Here is a 21,071-nt window from a genome sequence, read left to right as displayed (position 1 = left end):
ACAAGCCGGGTATCCCGGCTTGTTTATCTACCTATCGTTATCGTGCACCATTCACTCATCGCCAATCAATTCAGGCTGTTCAATACATCCATGTTGACTGTCCGTCATCATCAGTACATCTTGAACCTGCAATTGATTTCGAGTCTTTTTACCTAACAAAACAAGAAAATGCTCGTCGTTCAAACGTGATTGAATCCATTCAGGAACCGAAGCGTCAAAGGTAACTTGAGAGAACGATTGCGCCGAACAACTGGTCAATGTCTGATCGCGCCAAACACCTTGAAATAAAGTGATATGTTGACTCGCTTGCGCTTTACTGAGTTCAGATAAACCTTGTGCCTGCTGTTGATACTCGCGCCACTGCTGTTGGTTTAGGGGAAGGACTTTACCTTCGAGGCGAAACTGCTGATAAATCGCCTCACCTTGTTGGTTAAATCTTAAATGAACGCGATAAGGCACCAACGCGTTATCCTTTAACTGCATACCTTCCCGAACCACTTCACGAACTTGTCCATCTTCCCAGCGATAACTGGTCTGATAGTGTCCATAGTCACCTAATAAAACATAGTCTGAAGCTTTTACTGGACGATTCTGATACTCGGTGTACCAGTAGAGACGCGTCGCATCGCCGAGAGTTTGACCACCGGAGTAATCATGCAGTAATTCAAGGTTAGGATGAGGGAGAGAAGAGGCGCAACCGGCCAATAAGCCTATGGTATAAAGTTGTAGCAGAAGCCGTTTTTTCATAAAAGAGACGCCGAGATAAGATACCTCGGCGTAGTATAAATTACTTTACTGAATCTTTCAGTGCCTTACCAGCAACAAACGCTGGAACATTGGCCGCAGCAATTTGGATTTCTTCACCTGTTTTTGGATTACGCCCCGTACGAGCGGCACGATGATTTACTTTGAATGTACCAAAACCAATGAGTTGAACCTGGTCTCCTTCTTTCAGTGCCCCTTCAACAGCACCAAGAGTAGCTTCAAGAGCAGATTTAGCCTGTGCTTTTGAAAGATCTGCTTTCTCTGCGATAAAGTCGATTAATTGGGTTTTGTTCATTAGGTTTCCCTTCTTATAGGTTGTCAAATTCAGCCCACTCTAAAACATAAAGCCCCTGTCTGGCAAAGGTTTGTCGCGTCACTTCGGCTTCTCTGACGTAGTTTTAACCATAATATGAGCTTTAACTCACAATTTCCCCTTGATGATGGTAGGTATTAACCTTGTTTTTGGACGTTGACGCCATTATTTATAGCCAAACAACTTAGCGTTGCAGGGAGACGGCAAGTTGGAAAGATATAGTTCAACATAGCGACAACAAGCATCAAAAACTGGATCAAAACCAGCTTAGATAAAAACAGTATCCGACTTTAACCACGACAAATTGAACGTTTAACTGAGTAATTTTTCTTGCTATGAAGAGTAAATCACGATAGAAACACAGCACATTAACCCGGTCAGACACCTAATTTTTAACATCACCATTTTTTGATCACGACCAGCTTAATGCTAAGGACTTTATGCTACTGCTTACTCTATACATCACGATTGCTATTGGTGTGTCATTTATCTGTTCGGTACTTGAAGCGGTGCTACTCAGTGTCACCCCAAGCTATATTGCTCAACTGAGACAACAATCTCATCCTGCAGCTCAAAAACTGAGCGACATGAAAGCAGATATTGATCGTCCACTAGCCTCTATCTTAACGCTCAATACGATCGCGCATACTGTCGGCGCATCTGTCGCGGGCGCGCAAGCGACCTTGGTATTTGGTAATCATTGGTTAGGGCTATTTTCTGCTCTGTTAACGCTGGCCATATTAGTTTTTTCTGAGATCATTCCGAAAACGATCGGGGCAACCTATTGGCGTCAATTGGCTCCGTTGAGTGCAACAATTCTGCGTGCCATGATCTGGTGGCTAACGCCTTTTATTTGGTTTTCTCAACAAATCACCAAGCGATTAGCAAAAGGAAATGAAACCCCGAGGCTGCGCGATGAACTGTCGGCGATGGCCTTAATGGCCAGTGATAGCGACGAGTTTGATGTCGGTGAATCTAAAATCCTTAATAATCTACTTAATATTCGGGCCGTCCCGGTGACCCAAGTGATGACTCCTCGGCCAGTTCTGTTCCGAGTACCAGCAGAAATGTCGGTTAACCAGTTTCTGCAAGAGCATCAAGATACGCCCTTTTCTCGGCCTTTAGTCTATAGCGAAGATACCGATAACATCCTTGGTTTTGTTCATCGGTTGGAATTATTCAAATTACATCAAAATGGTCTTGGTAATCAGCAACTCGGGGCCGTCATGCGCCCGATCCATGTACTACTTAATACCCAAACACTGCCTGTAGCGTTTGAACAAATGCTTAAAATGCGCTTACAACTGGCGTTGGTGGTGGATGAATATGGTACGGTGCAAGGTTTGTTAACCTTAGAGGATATTTTTGAACACTTACTGGGCGAAGAAATCATTGATGAGGCCGATAAAATTACCGACATGCAACAACTTGCGACTGAACGTTGGGAGCGCTGGAAAAAAGAGCACCGGGTGATTGAAAGCCGAGATGAAGAAGACCCACAATAAGCGCACCTAGGGGAAATCTATCCGTCCCTCAATAAAACGCCATCCCCGCCTAAGCGGTGGATGGCGAAAAAGACCAAAACAGCTTCAATGCATCTGCCAATTTCAATGCATCTGCCAATGGCGAAAATCACTCCCGGTAGGAGCCTGAGAGACGCGTAAATCAAACTCTGGCAACACAGCATAAAGATGGTCAAAAATATCTGACTGAATCCGTTCGTATTCCACCCAAACCGTGGTGGCCGTAAAGCAATATAACTCTAAGGCAACCCCTTCATGAGTCGGTGCCAGCTGACGCACCATCAAGGTCATATGCTGATGAATTTCAGGATGAGCACGAAGGTAGCGTTCTAAATAAGCCCGAAAACTGCCTAAGTTGGTCAACCGACGACCATTTATCGGAGTACTATCATCCACCTGATGCTCACGATTATAGGCGGTAATTTCTTCAACCTTTTGTTTTATATAAGGTTCCAGTAACTGAGCATGGGTTAATCGTTCAATCTCACGCTCAGATAAAAAGTGGATACTCGAGGCGTCAATCAGCACGCTACGTTTGATCCGTCGCCCCCCTGACTCCTGCATTCCTTTCCAGTTTTTAAACGAATCAGAAATCAGTGCGTAAGTCGGAATCGTGGTAATGGTTTTATCCCAGTTTTGTACCTTGACCGTGGTTAAGCTGATATCAATCACAGCACCATCCGCACCATATTTTGGCATTTCTAGCCAGTCACCGACACTGAGCATCTTATTAGCCGAGAGTTGAACTCCGGCAACTAATCCTAAAATAGGATCTTTAAATACCAACATAATCACAGCGGTCATCGCACCAACACCGCTGAGTAGAATCAAGGGTGACTTGCCAATCAGAACCGAAGTGATCAATAACGCGGCAATAATAAACAAAATGATTTTCAGACTTTGAGAAATGCCTTTCAGGGGCATATTTCGCCCAATCGAGGTTCGAGAAAGTAACACCTCCAATGCGTTCAACAATGAGTACAAAGCTAGTAGCGCATAAATCACCACCCACAGCGCGACAAACATCAGAATACTTTCTCGTATTGCACTCTCCGGAGCCAACCACCATTTGGCCTGAATCCCTATGACTATCCCCTGAATCATTAATGCAATACGGCTAAATAAGTTGCCAGCAAAAAGCACATGACGCCAAGAAGCCTGAGATTGTTCAGCATGCCGCTTTAACCAAGCCACCACACCTCGATGTAATAGGATATGGATAACAATGGCAATCAGCACAATCAGCCCCAAAGCTTCAGTCAGCTGAATCACTTGCGACATCTTAATACCATATTGACTCAACCATTGAGTCATGGATTCCAGCATGCTTTACTCCTTTTCTTACTTTTCTTAGTCTAAAGTGAGACCAATATTGCTGACACATTCATCACGCAACTCTTGGCGTAAATCTTTGATCAACTCAATATCTCTCTCAGTCGCTTCACGTAACGGTCGAAAAATTGCCCATTGCACATCCCATTCCTCGCACACCGCTTGATTATTTTTCTGATTATCGTTGGTAATGACGTCACCGGTTTGCGCTTCTTCCAACTGGGCAACCGTACGCACCGAGATCTGACTGATTTTTTGCATCGATTGGTAAAGATCATCCCGATCTAATAAGCCATGCAATAAGGTAGACAATGCTTCACAGGCATCAATGGCGGGATAAACTAAATAAAGCTCAAACTCCGCGGCGGTCGGAATTAAGACTTCCAGCTTTTCTAATTGACGTTCGAAATTGATTTTAGCATTTTTCACCGTCATCAGCTCCCAGACGCTATCAAGGATATCTCGATAGCCACGCGCTTGAGCAAACTCCGTTTGTTCACAGAACAAGGCGTAATTAGGATACATACGTTCACATAGGCATGCCATAAAGGTAATCTGTTGCCAAGGTTCAAACTTCTCAAGACGAAGTTGTAATGGGTTCTGTAACATAGCCACTCTAATGGTTGTGGAAAAAGACACCGAAAGTGTACTGGATAACCAGCAGAGGGAAAAGGATGCTTATCGATAATGTGCCCGATAATAACCCAAGGTCAGATTGATATAACAAGATAGGGAAGCAGGATCATTTCCCTATCTTGGGCTGGCGGTTAAATATTCAGCAACAGGCTGGTTAACCAATGCGATGGGTACATTAATGGTTTGGTTGTCCCCTTTAATCACGCTTAATTCTCAAAAGACTAGCTGATCCTTAATGATCGCAAGCATTAACGCCTGAGATTAAACGCCCACCAAGATAAGCCTGAACTAATAATTCTGGTGTCTCTGATGGTGCACCAACAACAACTTGAATTGAACGCGCTTCAAACAGCTGTTTCGCTTTTTGGCCCATTCCACCCGAAATAACCAATTCGACATTTTTGTCACCTAACCATGCTGGCAATAATCCAGGTTCATGGGGAGGAGCATCAACATCATTTCGTGAGACAATTTTTTTAGTATCTAAATTCACATCTAATAGTGCGAAGTTTTTGCAATGACCGAAATGTAGATCAAGTTTTCCGTCTGCGACAGGGATAGCTATTTTCATTTTATTTCCTTTATCTAACAAGCAATTGCCTGTACTTGATTCCAAATAATTTGAATCTCTTTTGATACATCGCTCTCACCTAGCTCGATCACGCTTTTCTCTTCGATTTGAGCCTGAGTGATCGCTTTGTCATATCGGATTCGTCCAAGAATATGAGCGCGATAAGCAGCAGCAAGACCTTCAATCTCGGCCGTCATATCAGGGTTTATGTCCCATTTATTTACCACGACAGAAGCTGGTAGGGAAAAATGTTTCGCCAGCTGCAAAACACGTTCAATATCATGCTTTCCTGATAATGTTGGTTCGGTAACTAATACCAAAAAATCGGCACCAGTAATGGAAGCAATAGCTGGACACCCTATTCCGGGAGGCCCATCAACCAACAAAACATCAGCCTGTATTTGTCTGGCTTTTTTCTTTGCTTCCTGCCTCACCAGACTCACCAGTTTTCCGGAATTTTCGGCTGCGATACCCAAATGCGCGTGAACCATAGGGCCAAAACGGGTGTTTGAATGATACCATTCACCACATTTCCTTATAGGAAAGTCAATACAATGATCAGGACAAAAATGGACACAGACACCGCAGCCTTCACAAGCAATCGGATCGATACGATATTCACCACTTTCTTCGTTACGCTGGATGGCACCGAAACGGCAGTAATCGGTACATACGTCACACTGCGAACAGTCTTGAGTGCGAATAACCGCTTCATGTCCGCTGGTAAAGGTATGAATAGTCTGGATATCAGGTTGAAGGATCAGGTGTAAATCGGCACCATCAACATCACAATCAGCGAATACCGCTTTATTGGCTAACGAGGCAAATGACGCTGTGAGACTGGTTTTACCTGTCCCTCCTTTACCACTTAAAATCACAATTTCCTTCATGCAACCTCTCCCGATTCTAAGACAAGTTTTATTGCAGACAATAATTGACTAAACTCGTCTTTTAATTGAGGTAATGCTGAAAACAATGACTCTCCCCGAGAGTAAGCTTCAGCTATCTTTCTGTTTTCGGGAATACGAAGCAAAACAGCGATGCCCTGATCCGCACAAAACCAATCAACACAGTTATCTATATTCTCAAAACGATTAATGATGACAGCAAAGGGGCGCTTTAACACTTCAAGCGTTTTGACGGCGATCTTCAAATCATGCAAACCAAATGGAGTGGGTTCTGTAACCAATAGAACAAAATCTGCATCCTGCACCGTACTCACCATTGCACAGGACGTCCCCGGAGGTGAGTCAATAATCGTCACTCCGTCTGATACCTGTTCTTTTACCGCATCAATCACCGGCGTCGCCATGGATGCACCGACATTCAATAAGCCTTCTATATAACGTATATTTCCTGCTTGGCCTTGGTTAAGCAAACCAACCGGATGCATTTCTTCCGTAATGGCTCTTTCAGGGCAAACATAGACACATCCACCACAACTATGACAAAGTTCAGGAAACACCATGGCATATTTCCCTTGAGTAACAATGGCATTAAACTGGCAGATATCAACACAATCGCCACAACCTGTGCAGCGTTGACGATCAATGACAGGAACCGGTACGCAAACCTTTTCGCTTAGCTCTATTTGTGGCTGAAAAAACAACTTCCCATTAGGCTCTTCAACATCGCAATCTAAATAAGTCACGGTACTCTCTGCTGACAGAGCCAATGCGATGGATACGGTTGTTTTGCCGGTTCCACCTTTACCAGAAGCAATGGCTAACTTCATAACTTCCCTCAATTTGATAAAAATTCAAGCTCCGAGCTTTTATCTCCCGAAGCTTGAGTTTATAGATCAGGCTTCTATGAGCTTGCCGCTATTAAGTAATTCAAGACACGCCTTCAGCGTCACTGAATCACTGTTAAAAATTTTAACGCCAGCACTTTTAAGCACTAGAGTGGCTTTGGGCCCACAAGAACCCGTGACCAAATATTGGACACCAGCCGCGATAACATCCTGAGCGGCCTGAATCCCGGCTCCCTGAGCTGAAGCTGAATTGAGGTCATTATTCAGATATTGGATACTTTGCTGATCGGTATCGTAAATCAAAAATCCTGGCGCTCGACCAAACTTAGGATCTAATTCACCATTCAACGTGGATGATGCGGTAGTAAAAGCGATTATCATCTATGTGCCCTTTTATATACTGTCCCGTGTTAATGCCTGTATTCGTACTAGGCCGTAGGAAGTGCTCTGTGCTATTCAAAGTCAACAAATCCAATTCGGCCTTGTCCCACAGCATTTCTTCCCTGTCCTTGAACAGGAGTTCTCCGCCTCATTCCTTGAGAACCTTGCACGTTTTGTCCAGCTCTACGACCATTTCCAACCCCGGCGTTATCTCTTCTGTTACAATTTGGCCCGTCTTGACAGGCATTTCTCATTCGCTGACGTCGTCTGATGCGTTTACATGATTCACCATCACGCATGCGAGTTTGCTCTTCCCCACGACTCAACCCCATACTTCGGCCAGTACGTGGCCCATTACCTTGTGGTCCTGTTTTGTCATATCTAGGCATCGTTGCCTCCTAAATGTTTAATTTGTCTTCGACAGTGATTATCTGAGTTCCGGCAACCATTTCCTTGTGTCCTCTGCCTTATTCGCCGTCTCTTACCGCAACCAGGCATAGCAAAAGACACCCGTTCAAGCTGATCTTTCTGCCAACATTCAATAAGCTCGGAAACTTCCCCGGAACAGAACGGATAAACATTGATGCCTTGTTCTTCAATGGCTAACTGCAAGGAACGGGAAATCGCGCCACATATCAGCAAGTCGACTTTCTGAGAAACCAAAAAAGTCAGTTTATTGATTGCCGAGTCCACAGGTAAATCGACCACTTGTTGCTGCTGGATTACACTTTGTTGCGCTTCCAGCAACAAGACATGTTGTGCAACATCAAAAACCGGAGAGATTCGATTATTCCAAATAGTTAATGCGACTTTCATTCTGGACTCCATTGCTGATAATCCCTATAGAGCAACAAGCATTCCACTTTAATCACAAATACAAATTAAACTTATCCCTTTGTTTTTTAATACAAAACTAGAAAGATAAAAATCAGAGATCCACACTACTGTTGCAATATTGCAAGCATAGTGATTGCAGTTCGATTCACAAATGCAACCATTGCAACACCTTCTCACTCCATCACCAAACGTGACCTTATTCACGCTTTGCATAACACATCACCATTTCTAGGACTTTTTCCTAGTTCACCTAAGCCGCTCTCTGATGTTCAGAGATCAGACAAGACATACACTTTGCGACAACGCTTTAATGTCCCTTTTATTTATACGGCAAAGAGAACGTATTATGTTGCAATTCCTAGAACAAGTCAGAAAACCGACGCTAGACATCCCCGTCGAAGTAAGACGGAAAATGTGGTTTAAGCCCTTTCTTCAATCTTATTTAGTGGTCTTTATTGGCTATATGGCCATGTATTTGGTGCGCAAAAACTTCAATATTGCGCAAAATGATATGATCTCAACCTATGGTCTATCGATGACCGAACTGGGCTTAATCGGCCTTGGTTTTTCGATTACCTATGGGGTAGGTAAAACGTTAGTTTCTTACTACGCTGATGGTAAAAACACCAAACAATTTCTTCCCTTTATGCTGATCCTTTCCGGTTTAGCCATGCTTGGCTTTAGCTTTAGTATGGGTGGCGGTAGTGTGAGCCTGTTCTTAATGATCGCTTTTTATTCATTAAGTGGTTTATTCCAAAGTACCGGTGGGCCATCAAGTTATTCGACCATTACCAAATGGACACCACGCAATAAACGCGGCTCTTACTTAGGGCTATGGAATATGTCACATAACGTCGGTGGCGCTGGTGCGGCTGGGGTGGCTTTATTTGGCGCTAACTACCTGTTTGATGGCCATGTAATCGGTATGTTTATCTTCCCGTCTATTTTGGCATTAATCATCGGTTTTATCGGCTTACGTTATGGTAGTGACTCACCAGAAGCTTACGGCTTAGGTAAAGTTGAAGAGCTGTTTGGCGAAGCGATCAGTGAAGAAGATACTGCTGCCGAAGCGAACAACATGACTCAATGGCAAATTTTTGTTGAGTATGTTTTGAAAAACAAAGTCATTTGGTTGCTTTGCTTTGCCAATATTTTCTTATATGTCGTACGAATCGGGATTGACCAATGGTCTACGGTTTATGCTTTCCAAGAGCTTGGTCTTTCAAAAGAAGTGGCAATTTCTGGCTTCACCATGTTTGAAGTCGGTGCACTCATTGGCACCTTGATGTGGGGGTATTTATCTGATCTCGCCAATGGTCGCCGCGCATTAGTCGCCTGTGTATCACTTGCCTTAATCATTATGACGCTGGAGTTCTACCAACACGCCAGCAGCGAATTTATGTATCTGGCCTCCCTTTTTGCTCTTGGCTTCTTGGTGTTTGGCCCGCAACTTCTCATTGGTGTTGCTGCGGTTGGCTTCGTACCGAAAAAAGCCATCTCGGTCGCAGATGGGGTCAAAGGCACCTTCGCCTACTTAATCGGGGATAGTTTTGCGAAACTGGGCCTCGGCATGATTGCTGATGGAACACCAATTTTTGGTCTTACCGGTTGGAAAGGTACCTTTGCTGCGCTGGATACCTCTGCATTTCTTTGTATTACCTTACTCGCTTTTGTGGCGATAGCTGAAGAGCGAAAAATTCGTAAAGAGAAAAAACGCCTGCTGCAGCTTGCAAGCAATCAAGCTTAATGATTCTCTCCCCACCGAAGAGCGACCTCGTCGACCAGTAGGATGGGGATAGCTGCCAAGTGGCAGGCCTATCATGACCTAGCCTGCCACTATTGCCCTCATCAATATTGTATTTATCCAATTACTCATTGCCAGCATCCTATTTTGGCGTTAATTTACCCAATTGGTTCTTCTAATCGATTCTGCTCATGTATAACGTCGTCTTAGTTGATGATCATATGATTGTCCGCTCCGGTTTCGCTCAGCTACTAAACCTTGATCCCGAGATCCAAGTCGCGGGAGAATTTGGCACCATTGATGACGCCACACGAGGCCTACCAGGCTGTCATGCGGATGTGGTGATCTTAGATATTTCCATGACCAATGAGAGTGGTTTTACGCTATTAGAAGCATTACCTTCAGGTATTGCGGCCATCATGTTAAGCGTACATGACTCTCCAGCCATGGTAGAAAAAGCGTTCGAGTTAGGCGCGAAAGGTTATTTGAGTAAACGATGCAGTCCTGATGAATTGATTCAGGCGGTCAAAACCTGTGCTCAAGGTGGCTGTTACCTGACCCCCGAAATCGCGAGTCGTTTGGTTATGCCAAAACAAACCCACTCACCTTTAGCCTCTCTCACCCCTCGAGAACGCGAAGTGTGTCAATTATTAGCAGAAGGCATTGACGTAAAAGCCATCGCCCAACAACTTGGCCTAAGCCCAAAAACGGTGCATGTGCACCGCGCAAATGGTATGGATAAACTGGGAGTCACGAATAATGTCGCGTTAGCCAAACTGATCACGAACGAGCTTAACTAATGCGCCTGCACCCATTTACAGCGCTCTGCAGCATGATGGTCACTGCTTGTGCGTGGTTCTGCTTATGGGTCATTGGGGTCTATTTTGTCAACGACTCGGAACTGGCTATATTATTTTTTCCTTTTGCTTTGCGATTGGGAATTACTCTGCACTGCGCGCCTCGCTACTGGTTAATTATTTACCTTACCGAATGGGCACTGACCATCAGTTTGGCGTTATTACTGGCTCAGCCACAATGGTTAACCATTTTAATTGCCAGTGTATTAAGCCTTCCTATCACTGCCGTGGCCTATCATTATTATACTGGCGAGCAATGGCGCAGGCTGATGGTGATGGGCACACTGATTACCCTAAGTGCGACCCTCAATGCCGCTTCTGTCAGCCTGCACGTCCCCTCCATTTATCTCACTTGGTTGGTCAGCTTAACGGGGGGGCTGATGGTGGTTCCGACCTGCTATTTATTATGGAACTACCTGTTCCAGACCCATTGGATCCCGCTGTCAGTACAACTGATTCGGCGAACACCACGCTTTAATATCAAAGCGATCTCGCTGTGTAGCCTGCTATTTTTTATTAGCATTATCTTACAAACCAGCTTACCGGAAGAGTTACGCCGCTTTGCCCCTTTCTGCCTCGCGATTCCGATCATTTTATTAGCATTACGCTATGGCTGGCAGGGCGCGTTACTCGCGACTCTCCTTAATAGTATTGCCTTAATTGCCGCCCGAAGCGATGTCACGAACCTAGAAATCACCGACTTATTACTCTCTATCTCAGCACAAAGTTTAACCGGGCTATTTCTCGGGGTTGCCGTACAAAGACAGCAAGATCTCAACAGCCAATTACGCCAAGAATTGAGGCGTAATCAATCATTATCTCAGCAACTGGTCAAAGCAGAAGAGTCCGTTCGAAAAGAAGTCGCGCGCGAGTTACATGATGAGATAGGCCAGAGCATTACCGCCATTCGTACTCAAGCCAGTATCATTAAACGTGCAGAGCAAACCCAAATAAAAGAGGCTTGCGCTCATACCATTGAACAACTGTCACTGAATGTTTACGACACGACCAAACGGCTGCTGAGTAAATTACGGCCACGATCGTTAGATGATTTACGCCTCTTAGAAGCCATTCAGCAACTGATCCGAGAGATGGAGTTTGCCCGTAATGGCATTCAAGTCAACTTAACCGTGCAAGGTGAAGTGGAAACCCTCAGCGATACACTGCAAGTCACCCTATTTCGATTGTGTCAAGAGGCATTAAATAACGCACGTAAGTATGCTCAAGCGAACAATATTGACATTTCATTCGTGGTGGCAGAAAAAATCACTTTATGCATCCAAGACGATGGTATTGGTTTTAGCCAAATCGATAGCCTGCAAGGGATGGGGCTCAAAGGCATGAAAGAGCGAGTACAAGCATTAGGTGGGCGGTTTTCTCTCCAGTCACAAAGTTCATCACCGAGCGGCACACAATTGTATGCTCAATTACCCATAGTGTAGCAGTAGCCATGTTGAGTTTTTTATATCGTTCCCATACCCCTTCACCCTTGACCGATCCCGCAACGATCAATGCGACCTATCGCTACTGGCGTTTACACATCATGCTTGGTATGTATCTAGGCTACGCGGGGTTCTACTTTACACGGCGAACACTCAACTATGCGGCCCCTAGCTTGCTGACGGATTTAGGATTAGATAAAGGCGACTTTGGCTTATTAGGAACGTTATTTTACATCACGTACGGTTGCTCTAAATTTATTTCTGGGACAATTTCTGATCGCTCAAACCCGCGCTATTTTATGGGTATCGGCTTGATTGCTACTGGCTTTATCAACATTGCTTTTGGCTTTTCCAGTTCGATCAGCGCCTTTATTTTACTCTGGGTTCTTAATGCTTGGTTTCAAGGATGGGGTTGGCCGGCTTGCTCCAAATTATTAACGACTTGGTATTCTCGCTCTGAACGAGGTTGGTACTGGGCCATTTGGAACACGGCGCACAATGTTGGTGGGGCATTGATTCCGATCATGGTTGGCTACCTAACACTGCACTTTGGTTGGCGACATGGTTTTATTTGGCCGGGCGTGATTGGGGTACTTATTGGGTTGATTCTCTGCTGGCGATTGCGAGATAAACCCATTACTCAAGGTTTACCTAAAGTGGGTAACTGGAGGAACGATCCACTAGAACAGGCTCAAGAAAATGAAGGGCAAGGATTAAGTTACCAACAAATACTCGCCCAGTATGTCTTCACTAATCGCTATATTTGGTTACTCGCTGCCAGTTATATTTTAGTTTATATCGTACGCACCGCCATTAACGACTGGGGAAACTTGTACTTAACCGAGCAGCATCACTACAGCCTAATCAACGCCAATGCCGCGCTGTCTTTATTCGAAGTAGGTGGATTTATTGGCTCACTGGTAGCAGGTTGGGGATCGGATAAATTATTTGCTGGTAACCGCGGCCCGATGAACCTCCTATTCGCGATTGGTATCTTCTTATCGGTTGCCGCGTTATGGCTCATGCCTATGACGCACTTTATATTTCAGTCAGCGGCCTTATTTTGTATCGGTTTTTTTGTGTTTGGGCCACAAATGTTAATTGGTATGGCGGCGGCAGAATGCTCCCATAAAGACTCTGCAGGGGCGGCAACCGGCTTTGTTGGGCTTTTTGCCTACATGGGCGCAGCACTGGCAGGCTATCCGTTGGCCATCATTTTGGAACACTACCAGTGGAATGGTTTCTTTATCACCATTGCTCTCTGCGCTGGAGTCATCGGCTTACTGCTGTTGCCTTTTCTTTTGGCTCAATTGCCGATTAAAAGTCAGCGCCACATCACACACCATTGAGCAGCAATTTCGAACAAAATGTCATCGCGAAAGGTCAACAGCCCGTAATGACCTCTCACTATGCCCAAACAACTTGGAGTTGCAGGTAGGCGGCAAGTGAGTTCATCCCCATAAGCATAGACAGGCTATATGATTACGGTCAACGAACGTAGCCCCCGGCAGGTTCAAGTAAGAAGGGGATTATAAGCGGTGCTACTGATGCACTTTAAAATGGCTCATATGCTGGCTCAACTGTTGTGCCAACGCTTTCAACTCCAGGCTGGCATGTTCTGATTGCTCACAGGCATTGACCGTCTGGGCAACCGCATCATTAATATTAGCGATGTTGCGGTTAATTTCATCAGAAACAGAAACCTGCTCACTGGCGGCACTGGCGATCTGAATATTCATCGCGTTAATCGTTTCAACGGTGATGGTAATTTCATGCAACGCGGTACCGGCTTGTTCGGCCTGCTGAACAGAATGTCCCGAGCTATCAATACTATGCTGCATCACATTGACGGCCTGTTTTGAACCTTGCTGCAGCCGCTCGATCATGGTTTGGATTTCTTCGGTCGACTGCTGAGTTCGGCTTGCTAAAGCTCTGACTTCATCAGCAACCACAGCAAAACCTCGCCCTTGCTCACCGGCACGGGCCGCTTCAATCGCGGCATTTAACGCTAATAAGTTTGTCTGCTCGGCAATACTACGAATCACCTCAAGCACGGCATCAATATCACGACTCTGCTGCTCTAACTGTTGAAGTACTTGTCCGGTCTGTTCAATATCATTCGACAGCTGATTTATTCCCCCAACCACCAAAGCCACGATCGATTGTCCGTCGAATGTTGCTTTATTGGCTGCTTCGGTTGCCTCTGCTGCTTCAGCAGCATTCTTCGCGACTTCCTGCACCGTTGCGACCATTTCATTCATTGCCGTGGCCACTTGCTCGGTTTCCGAATGCTGCCGTTGAATGATACTCCCAGTTTGCTCAGTCACCTGAGAAAGCTGCTCTGCGGCAGAATTCAGCGATAGAGAAACTCGGTTTGCTTGCACGACGGTATCATGCACTTTGTTCACAAAGTGGTTAAATTGGCGCGCTAATTCTCCCACTTCGTCTTTAGCACGGTCATCCAACCTCAATGTGAGATCACCATCACCATGTGCAATATCAGCCATCGCTTTCGCCGCTCGATTAATTGGGCTGGTAATGCCCAGCGCAATCAAATACGCAGCAAGCAAACCTAATACCAGCGCCGCTAACGCTCCCCACATGGCTTGGTACAACAGCCCTTGTTCCGCTGCCACACTGTGGCTACGATCCATCGCAATTTCTATCACCGCGATCGGATGACCAGAATAATCAGGAATGGTGTGCAGATAGGTCGCTAACGGTTTCCCTTTTAACTCACTGCGACCCTGTTCGAATTCAGCTTGCCCTTTAAATACCGCCATGATTTGCTCGGGTGCGCTTAACATGACGCCATCTGTAGTAGAAGCAAAAGTGCTTACCTGACCATTTTCAACGGTATATAAATTAACATCCACACCAAAGGACTGTTTAAACTGGTCAAAAAAGGTCTGATCAAACGACATGCCGAACTCCACGGAGCCGACATGCTGCTTCTGGTAATAAACCGGAACAATGCCGCGAATGCCAATTCCTGCGACCCCTTTTTCCAATCCCATGATCGTGCGCTGAGACTGATTGGTGATCACAACAGTTTTACGAAACGAGGCGAGATCGTCGCCAAATTTCTCTGGCTTATGAGCACGAAGAAAGGAGATTGCCGGCGGAGTATGAAACTGAAATTGTCTCACACCATATTCTTGTGCCACGGTTTTAAACATCGGTATCACACGGCTTGCTAGCGCTTGGCGATCTCGATAGGCAAAATCCTGTTGGATTTCTGGCGTTAGAGCAACCACTTTGGCCAACCCAGTAGCTAAATTGCCACTGCTATCGATCCGCGCCAGAGCGATATCATAAAAGCCCCTCAATTCGCGCATCTCAGCCACCTTCACCGCCTCTCGCGACTTCGACAATGATAGTGCGATGGTTAACGCCGAAACTAACACCACCAGCAAGCTTATCGCGAACATCACGCGAGTCTGAATTTTAAACTGGTCAAACATACCGAATCCCTTGTTTTGCACTTTTATTTACTATCGGTGAAGTGCACGATTTGTGAACCTGCTAAACATCATCCAATTGATCTATCTCAATCTTCTTAACATAAATATTAGGATATTTAATACAGGTCACAAATCATTTGGGAACGCGATCCTCAATTGCGTCAGGCTGGGCTCACGGCTTTGTCTTTCTCGCTATTCTGGCTGATATAACGCCATCCGAGTCGAAACTTTTTGCAGATACTGTTTTGTCTCGTCGTAAGGTAAATGCTGGATCAACCGTTGATACACTTGTTCTGGTGTAAGTTGATTGATAATCACAGCAGCTTGACGAATATTGGTCGAGCGATCGGGGTTAAAAGTACGCGCCACATTACCGGCACCGGTATTGTAAGCGGCAATCGTACAATATAAACGGCTTTGATCATCGGTAATCGCTTTGAGATAACTACTATTGAGAATATGTAAATACGCCGCCCCCGTTTCAACATTAATCTCAGGCTGATATAAATCAGCTTCTGTCATCGGCGCATCAATCTGACGTATCCGTCGATTCACATCATGCCCTGCCGTCGTTGGGACGATTTGCATTAAACCAAATGCAGGCACATGCGATTTTGCTTGAGGACGAAACGCAGATTCACTGTGCATGATGGCCATCACCAGTGCTGGATCTAACGCCCATTTCCCGCTTTCTTCCAGCGCTAACGGTTGATAGGTTTTTGCCCTCGTCGCTAAACTATTGTTCGGTAAGTTGACTTTATAACTGATGATTTTTTTCGGCGCTTGTGGAGCCGTAACTTCCTGATCGGTCGCCTGCTCTGTGGAAGAATTTGTAAGCGGTTGGCGGTGAGCTTGATACTGCTGGCTAATGACCATTATTCGCGCTTTCGCTTCATCAAGTAACGCCATTTTTTTTCGATAGGCCCGCTGGTAAATAAAATCATCAGCCACCCCAATATTCGCCGCAATGAGTCGGTCGGCCTGAATATCATATTCATTCATTTGCGCGTAGGTTTGCTCAATGATAAATTTTTTCTCTTTTTGCTCTTGGGTCACCGAGTAGTCAAGGTTTGCGGTAGAGACTTCCGCTTGAGTCAAATCTAAAGTTTCACCATCGGAAAGTTGTGCTTGCGCTTCGATGAGCTGACTCACCTGAGCTTGATCCATTGAAGGGTCGACTAATACCGATACCACTGCGGTATTATTTTCATAATCGACGACCCTTTTGACCGCGTTGCTCTCACTGTAAGTCACTTCGGTGGACGAATCGGAGAGTTCTGCGCTTCCCCAACGATCAATTAACGCCAGACGCTGTTGATCAAGTTGAGTGGTATACGCGTCTCGCCACGCTTCATACTCATCTAGCCGTGCATCAACATACTTCTCAAATTCTTGATATTGCGCTTGTTTACTCTGTTTTACCTGCTCGGTTGCTTGAGTGAGTTCAGCAAACGCCGCCTCTGAATTGGCCACACTCACTGAAGATAACGTACTCAATAACAATACCAAGAGGGGCTTTTTTGTGCCTTTCATCATTTATTCCTGATAAAAAAGGCAGGGATAAACACCCTGCCTGATAAAAACCATCATTAACTCGTTTAATCCAAGTTAAATTATAACGCTTTCAATGAATTGAGTGCTTCTGTTAAATCTTGGGCCGCTTTTTCACTATTAAATTGGGCCCATAATTTTGACTCTTTACTCGCTTCATCCACCACTTGGTTGACGTTTTCTTGATAGGCTTCTTTATCCATTCCTACCAATACATAAAGGCCGCCCGCCGGGCTTACTTGGCTCACAATCAACTTACTGTTTGATAAACTGCGTGTGACTACGTTTTTGGTAACGTTCTCAAACGTTTCTACCACATTTTCTACTGCAGCCTCATTGCTGGTTTCTACTGAGCTTTGTACCGCTTGCTTAAACATATTGTTGACATCAGTTTGGAACTGAGAAGCAAGCTGTACTCGTGCGTCATTGATCGCGACTTTACGCATCACACTCATACCTGCAGCACTTTTCTTCGCATAGCCTGTGGCACCTGCGGCAAGATCTTTAGGCATGACATCACAGATCCACGCCGGCGCTTCAACAGACGGGGTATCAGGAAAAGTACATTGAGCAAACTGCTGCGCTTGTTCAACGGTTTGAGTACTGCTACATGCGGCAACAGAGAGCGCAAGCACACTCATTACTATTGTTTTTTTCATCATTCATTCCATATTATTGAACGGTCAAAACACCATTATAAGTTCTTAAATTTGCACTCAAGATCTAACCAACTTTTACAAGGATTAGGTACAACCTGAGCTTGATCCCCTTTGCGGATCTTCAGCGCAGTGTCCTCATCAATCGTCACCCATGAGAATTTCGCCTTAATACCATGCTCAGGGTTATTGACAATGGTTCCCTTGCCGACACCAAAAGTTTCTAGCTCGCCATCTTCACTTTTCATAATTTTAGAGAAGGCAATTTCATCTTTCGGTTGGATATTTTTATCTGACCCAACGCCAATTTTCACCATACTACCGCTTTCGCATTGACGCAATTCTAATACTGAAGCCTTAGCCGCAAGCAATGACTTTAACTCTGCGCTGTATTCAACGGCTTCAGCCGCCGCTTTACTCGCTAACCCTTGATAACCCGCATCACTGATTGGGCAACTTGAATTACGCGTCTCGGTAGAGGCATACTCATCACCTTTAATATCAATGCGTTTTACTAATGCCATGTCAGGCAGTGAGACAACTTTAACAATCCCTGCGACTTCCATTTTGTAGCTACATTTGGCTGGCACATGCACGGTTTCGCCTTTTTTATTTTTATAGCTGCGCGCTTCACTGAAAGACTTAGAAAAATCCAGATTGGTCACTTCAGTTAACACCGCATAATCGGCAATTGGCACACCTTTAGTATTATAACGACCACTTTGCTCGGCTAGCTTAATTTCACCTTTCAGTTTATTCGCCAATTTACGATCAACCAGCTCGGTACCGGTTTCAACGATTTGGCTTTCCAGTGAGTTACGAATCACCGATTGCACACGATCTTGCGCCACATCTCTAAAGTTGACGTCCACGGGTAACACAATCGCTTTAACATCTTGGCTCGCTTTCGCAGGAACCTCTGACTCCAAAAGAGGAACAGACGTATCCGGTGTACAAATAGGGACTGGCCCCATCGAAATACAGCCAGAAAGTAATGTAGACACACCTAGCGCCACTGCAGTTTGTTTAAACATTAAGATAACTCCATCGTTTTTTTTATTTGAATCCTAGTGAAGACCATAAACCTTGTTGTTCAATCAACTCCATCAAGTGACGCTGAGCGCCTTCTTGTGAAAGAGCATAATTGGATAAGGAGTTGCCACTAGAGATAATTTCATTACTGGCGAGAATAGTTCCGTTCTGCGCTTGGAGTGTAAGCGACGTGAACAGAGTGGAAATATAGGCATCGCCGACCCGACTTTGCCGAAGCTCTGAGGTCAGGATAAGAGAATGAGTTCGCTTGCTTGAGCGATTAAAGCTGGTTTTTAAACGTTGAGAAGAAAGCTTATCGGCTAATAACTCAGCACTTTTATGATTATTTGCAGCAGCCACCACTTGAATCAGGATAGATGATTGCGCCTGAGCAACTTGTTTCTCTAATTGCTCAATTTGCGGTGCCGCTGGAGCTGAGGCACCAAGCGAACGAAGCATTGCTTGGCGTACCGCAACATGATTCATCTCACTTAATAAATGACGGCTTTCTAACCACCAAGGAAGCACATCTTGATGGCCTCGTTTACTGATCTGCGCCTTTGCTTGGCGATCACTGTGTTGAATATCCGCTTGCAATTGAGCGATCACGGTGGCTCGGCTCACTTGAGCTTGCACATAATACGCAATGTCGTTTTTTTCTACTTTCGGATATTCAATCCCGGTTAATATTACCGTCGCCGTTTTACTATTGACTTTATTATCCACCAGAGAGCTACTGACGGTGTTGGCGTTTTGACTTTGAAAAACATCGCGAGAAGAGAAAGAGGAATCGATCTGAGTCCATAACTGAGCGTTGATCTGGCTCAGGGCCATTTGTTTCGCTTGTTCTAAACTGCGCCCTTGTCCAACCGCGACAAGATAGATCGGATCATTAGTTTCTGGTAACGAATACCAACTGGGTGGGTTCGTTGATTGGCAAGCAACTAAAAACAGCGCCAGCAAAGGCAGAAGGAAGTTTTTCTTGACAGTAAACATAAGGAGAGTTGGCCAAATCCTGACATAAAAGTAACATTTGCGTACTATAGCTTGATTTATTCTGACATGAATACCCTTTTTGGGAAAAATATCACTTTTTTATGAAACAGAGCAGACTTTTCCCGATTAAAAATCAACAGCTATACCCATCTGGATATTGAGTAATTTAGCTTGTTGATAATCTAACTTGTCACTTTGTATACCAAGCGTAAACCATCCCCACTGTCCTTCGACACCCAGCGCCCCAGTTTGCAAATTGTAGCTAAGTTTAGAGTAAAGACGATCCTGCCATTGCATACTCCATTCAAGGTCGGTTAACCAAAGCTTATCAACGTATAAACTTTTTACACTATAAGCTTGTTGTTGATAAACCATCCCCAAACGAGAATGATATTTCACTGGTAGTCGTTGTGTTTTATCCCGAAATCCTTCCACTCCATTAACCAAAGGTTTAATCGAAACAAAACCATGCTCATCCGTTTCAGCTGTCGCAGTATTGGCCGTCGCTGAGGTATAAGGCATATCCTGCCAATAAATAGCACTATAAATATCTTGCACTAGCAAAGAGGCAAAGCCATAGTCATAAAATTGCCAGCTGACCCCAACATCCGTGGTATAACCAAAATAACTCGAAGGAGCATCAACCTTTCTTTTTAGCAAGGCATCTTCGGTATAGGTGTAATCTAACTGGAGTAGCCCAGTATATTCCCCCTGACCTGTGTCACCCGCGTGTCCATGTAAACGGCCACTCATCATTTCACTGGCCTGTAAATAACTAGCAGATAGATGCCATATCCATGGCTGAGATACATCCGACGTCCACGCCAGTTTAATGCCTTGGCTGATTAAATGCTCAACGCGTAAGTCAACATCATAACGTTTACCCGTTTGCATATCTTGCCGATTGACCGATTCGCCATAAAGCCGCATGGTGTCAGGACTAAAACGTAGATACCATTCATAACGGCTCAATAAAGAAACCGAGAGATGCTGATAACGAACTCCCAATTCGGCTTGATTAAAAGTTAACGCATGCTTCGCTGGGGTATAAGCCATTTTCTTCCCCTTGACTAAAGGATAAATCGCGTTATCTTGCGAATACCCAAACGCCTGATTCTGACTGAAAAGTTGCCAATCGGTATTCGGTTCGGATAATGGAAACAGACTTAAGCTTGGCAATAACAAAAAAACACTCGACATGATGAGATCTCAATAAAT

Annotated in this window: 21 protein-coding genes; 5 read left to right on the top strand and 16 right to left on the bottom strand. The window is 44.9% G+C overall.

From position 1 onward, the window contains the following. Window positions 1–51 precede the first annotated feature (51 nt). Both FKN05_RS12360 and hupA read right to left on the bottom strand, forming a co-directional pair. A complete protein-coding gene (locus tag FKN05_RS12360) occupies window positions 52–747 on the bottom strand; it encodes a DUF1481 domain-containing protein (RefSeq protein WP_170887664.1) in 696 nt (231 codons plus the stop codon). Window positions 748–787: 40 nt separating this feature from the next. Beyond that, window positions 788–1,060 carry a nucleoid-associated protein HU-alpha gene (hupA, locus tag FKN05_RS12355; RefSeq protein WP_099610756.1) on the bottom strand — a complete coding sequence of 91 codons (273 nt, stop codon included), beginning with the start codon at window positions 1,058–1,060 and terminating at the stop codon, window positions 788–790. A 458-nt stretch (window positions 1,061–1,518) separates the two neighbouring features. Between hupA and FKN05_RS12350 the strand changes: the two genes are divergently transcribed. Then, window positions 1,519–2,583: a CNNM domain-containing protein gene (locus tag FKN05_RS12350; RefSeq protein WP_099610757.1), complete on the top strand. Its 1,065-nt coding sequence runs from the start codon at window positions 1,519–1,521 to the stop codon at window positions 2,581–2,583. Window positions 2,584–2,685: 102 nt separating this feature from the next. Here the strand turns inward: FKN05_RS12350 and FKN05_RS12345 are convergent, their stop codons facing one another. The 8 genes from FKN05_RS12345 to FKN05_RS12310 form a co-directional block, all read right to left on the bottom strand. Beyond that, window positions 2,686–3,927, bottom strand: coding sequence for a mechanosensitive ion channel family protein (locus FKN05_RS12345; protein WP_170887663.1), 1,242 nt, complete (start codon window positions 3,925–3,927; stop codon window positions 2,686–2,688). Between the two features lie 24 nt (window positions 3,928–3,951). Continuing rightward, window positions 3,952–4,542, bottom strand: a complete 591-nt coding sequence (locus FKN05_RS12340; RefSeq protein WP_099610759.1) for a YjaG family protein — start codon at window positions 4,540–4,542, stop codon at window positions 3,952–3,954. Between the two features lie 259 nt (window positions 4,543–4,801). Then, window positions 4,802–5,140, bottom strand: coding sequence for a NifB/NifX family molybdenum-iron cluster-binding protein (locus FKN05_RS12335; RefSeq protein WP_170887662.1), 339 nt, complete (start codon window positions 5,138–5,140; stop codon window positions 4,802–4,804). A gap of 14 nt (window positions 5,141–5,154) precedes the next feature. Further along, window positions 5,155–6,030 carry an ATP-binding protein gene (locus FKN05_RS12330; protein ID WP_099610761.1) on the bottom strand — a complete coding sequence of 292 codons (876 nt, stop codon included), beginning with the start codon at window positions 6,028–6,030 and terminating at the stop codon, window positions 5,155–5,157. Then, window positions 6,027–6,875 (bottom strand): ATP-binding protein, encoded by an 849-nt coding sequence (locus FKN05_RS12325; RefSeq protein WP_099610762.1) that lies wholly within the window; start codon window positions 6,873–6,875, stop codon window positions 6,027–6,029. Before FKN05_RS12325 ends, FKN05_RS12330 begins: the two co-directional genes overlap by 4 nt. 66 nt (window positions 6,876–6,941) lie before the next feature. After that, a complete protein-coding gene (locus FKN05_RS12320) occupies window positions 6,942–7,274 on the bottom strand; it encodes a NifB/NifX family molybdenum-iron cluster-binding protein (protein WP_099610763.1) in 333 nt (110 codons plus the stop codon). 71 nt (window positions 7,275–7,345) lie between these two features. Next, complete coding sequence (locus FKN05_RS12315; protein WP_099610764.1) at window positions 7,346–7,663, bottom strand: DUF5320 family protein; 318 nt, start codon at window positions 7,661–7,663, stop codon at window positions 7,346–7,348. Further along, window positions 7,656–8,090: a NifB/NifX family molybdenum-iron cluster-binding protein gene (locus tag FKN05_RS12310; protein WP_157928682.1), complete on the bottom strand. Its 435-nt coding sequence runs from the start codon at window positions 8,088–8,090 to the stop codon at window positions 7,656–7,658. The genes FKN05_RS12315 and FKN05_RS12310 overlap by 8 nt, the downstream gene beginning before the upstream one ends. Before the next feature lie 367 nt (window positions 8,091–8,457). On the opposite strand from FKN05_RS12310, the gene uhpT reads away from it, so the two are divergent. The 4 genes from uhpT (at window position 8,458) to FKN05_RS12290 (ending at window position 13,503) form a co-directional block, all read left to right on the top strand. Continuing rightward, complete coding sequence (uhpT, locus tag FKN05_RS12305) at window positions 8,458–9,858, top strand: hexose-6-phosphate:phosphate antiporter UhpT (protein WP_099610766.1); 1,401 nt, start codon at window positions 8,458–8,460, stop codon at window positions 9,856–9,858. 188 nt (window positions 9,859–10,046) lie between these two features. Then, on the top strand, window positions 10,047–10,655 hold the full coding sequence (uhpA, locus tag FKN05_RS12300; RefSeq protein WP_099610767.1) for a response regulator transcription factor UhpA: 609 nt from the start codon (window positions 10,047–10,049) through the stop codon (window positions 10,653–10,655). After that, window positions 10,655–12,154 carry a signal transduction histidine-protein kinase/phosphatase UhpB gene (uhpB, locus tag FKN05_RS12295; protein ID WP_170887661.1) on the top strand — a complete coding sequence of 500 codons (1,500 nt, stop codon included), beginning with the start codon at window positions 10,655–10,657 and terminating at the stop codon, window positions 12,152–12,154. Before uhpA ends, uhpB begins: the two co-directional genes overlap by 1 nt. 8 nt (window positions 12,155–12,162) lie before the next feature. Continuing rightward, window positions 12,163–13,503 (top strand): MFS transporter, encoded by a 1,341-nt coding sequence (locus tag FKN05_RS12290; RefSeq protein ID WP_170887660.1) that lies wholly within the window; start codon window positions 12,163–12,165, stop codon window positions 13,501–13,503. Window positions 13,504–13,695: 192 nt separating this feature from the next. Here FKN05_RS12290 and FKN05_RS12285 read toward each other — a convergent pair whose 3' ends face one another. From FKN05_RS12285 to FKN05_RS12260, 6 genes are all read right to left on the bottom strand, one after another. Next, on the bottom strand, window positions 13,696–15,618 hold the full coding sequence (locus FKN05_RS12285) for a methyl-accepting chemotaxis protein (protein WP_170887659.1): 1,923 nt from the start codon (window positions 15,616–15,618) through the stop codon (window positions 13,696–13,698). A gap of 192 nt (window positions 15,619–15,810) precedes the next feature. Continuing rightward, complete coding sequence (locus FKN05_RS12280; protein ID WP_099610769.1) at window positions 15,811–17,151, bottom strand: transglycosylase SLT domain-containing protein; 1,341 nt, start codon at window positions 17,149–17,151, stop codon at window positions 15,811–15,813. An 80-nt stretch (window positions 17,152–17,231) separates the two neighbouring features. Continuing rightward, the gene (locus FKN05_RS12275) at window positions 17,232–17,828 is read right to left on the bottom strand and encodes an LPP20 family lipoprotein (protein ID WP_099610770.1); all 597 of its coding nucleotides are present in this window, start codon (window positions 17,826–17,828) and stop codon (window positions 17,232–17,234) included. 35 nt (window positions 17,829–17,863) lie between these two features. Continuing rightward, window positions 17,864–18,859 (bottom strand): hypothetical protein, encoded by a 996-nt coding sequence (locus tag FKN05_RS12270; protein ID WP_099610771.1) that lies wholly within the window; start codon window positions 18,857–18,859, stop codon window positions 17,864–17,866. A gap of 22 nt (window positions 18,860–18,881) precedes the next feature. Further along, complete coding sequence (locus tag FKN05_RS12265; RefSeq protein ID WP_170887657.1) at window positions 18,882–19,853, bottom strand: LPP20 family lipoprotein; 972 nt, start codon at window positions 19,851–19,853, stop codon at window positions 18,882–18,884. Window positions 19,854–19,979: 126 nt separating this feature from the next. Beyond that, a complete protein-coding gene (locus FKN05_RS12260) occupies window positions 19,980–21,053 on the bottom strand; it encodes a hypothetical protein (RefSeq protein WP_099610773.1) in 1,074 nt (357 codons plus the stop codon). Between the last annotated feature and the right edge of the window lie 18 nt (window positions 21,054–21,071).

The organism is Vibrio sp. 1-1(7) (genome assembly GCF_013048485.1).
Classification (GTDB): Bacteria; Pseudomonadota; Gammaproteobacteria; order Enterobacterales; family Vibrionaceae; genus Vibrio; species Vibrio fujianensis.
This window is presented reverse-complemented; position numbering and strand designations above follow the sequence as displayed.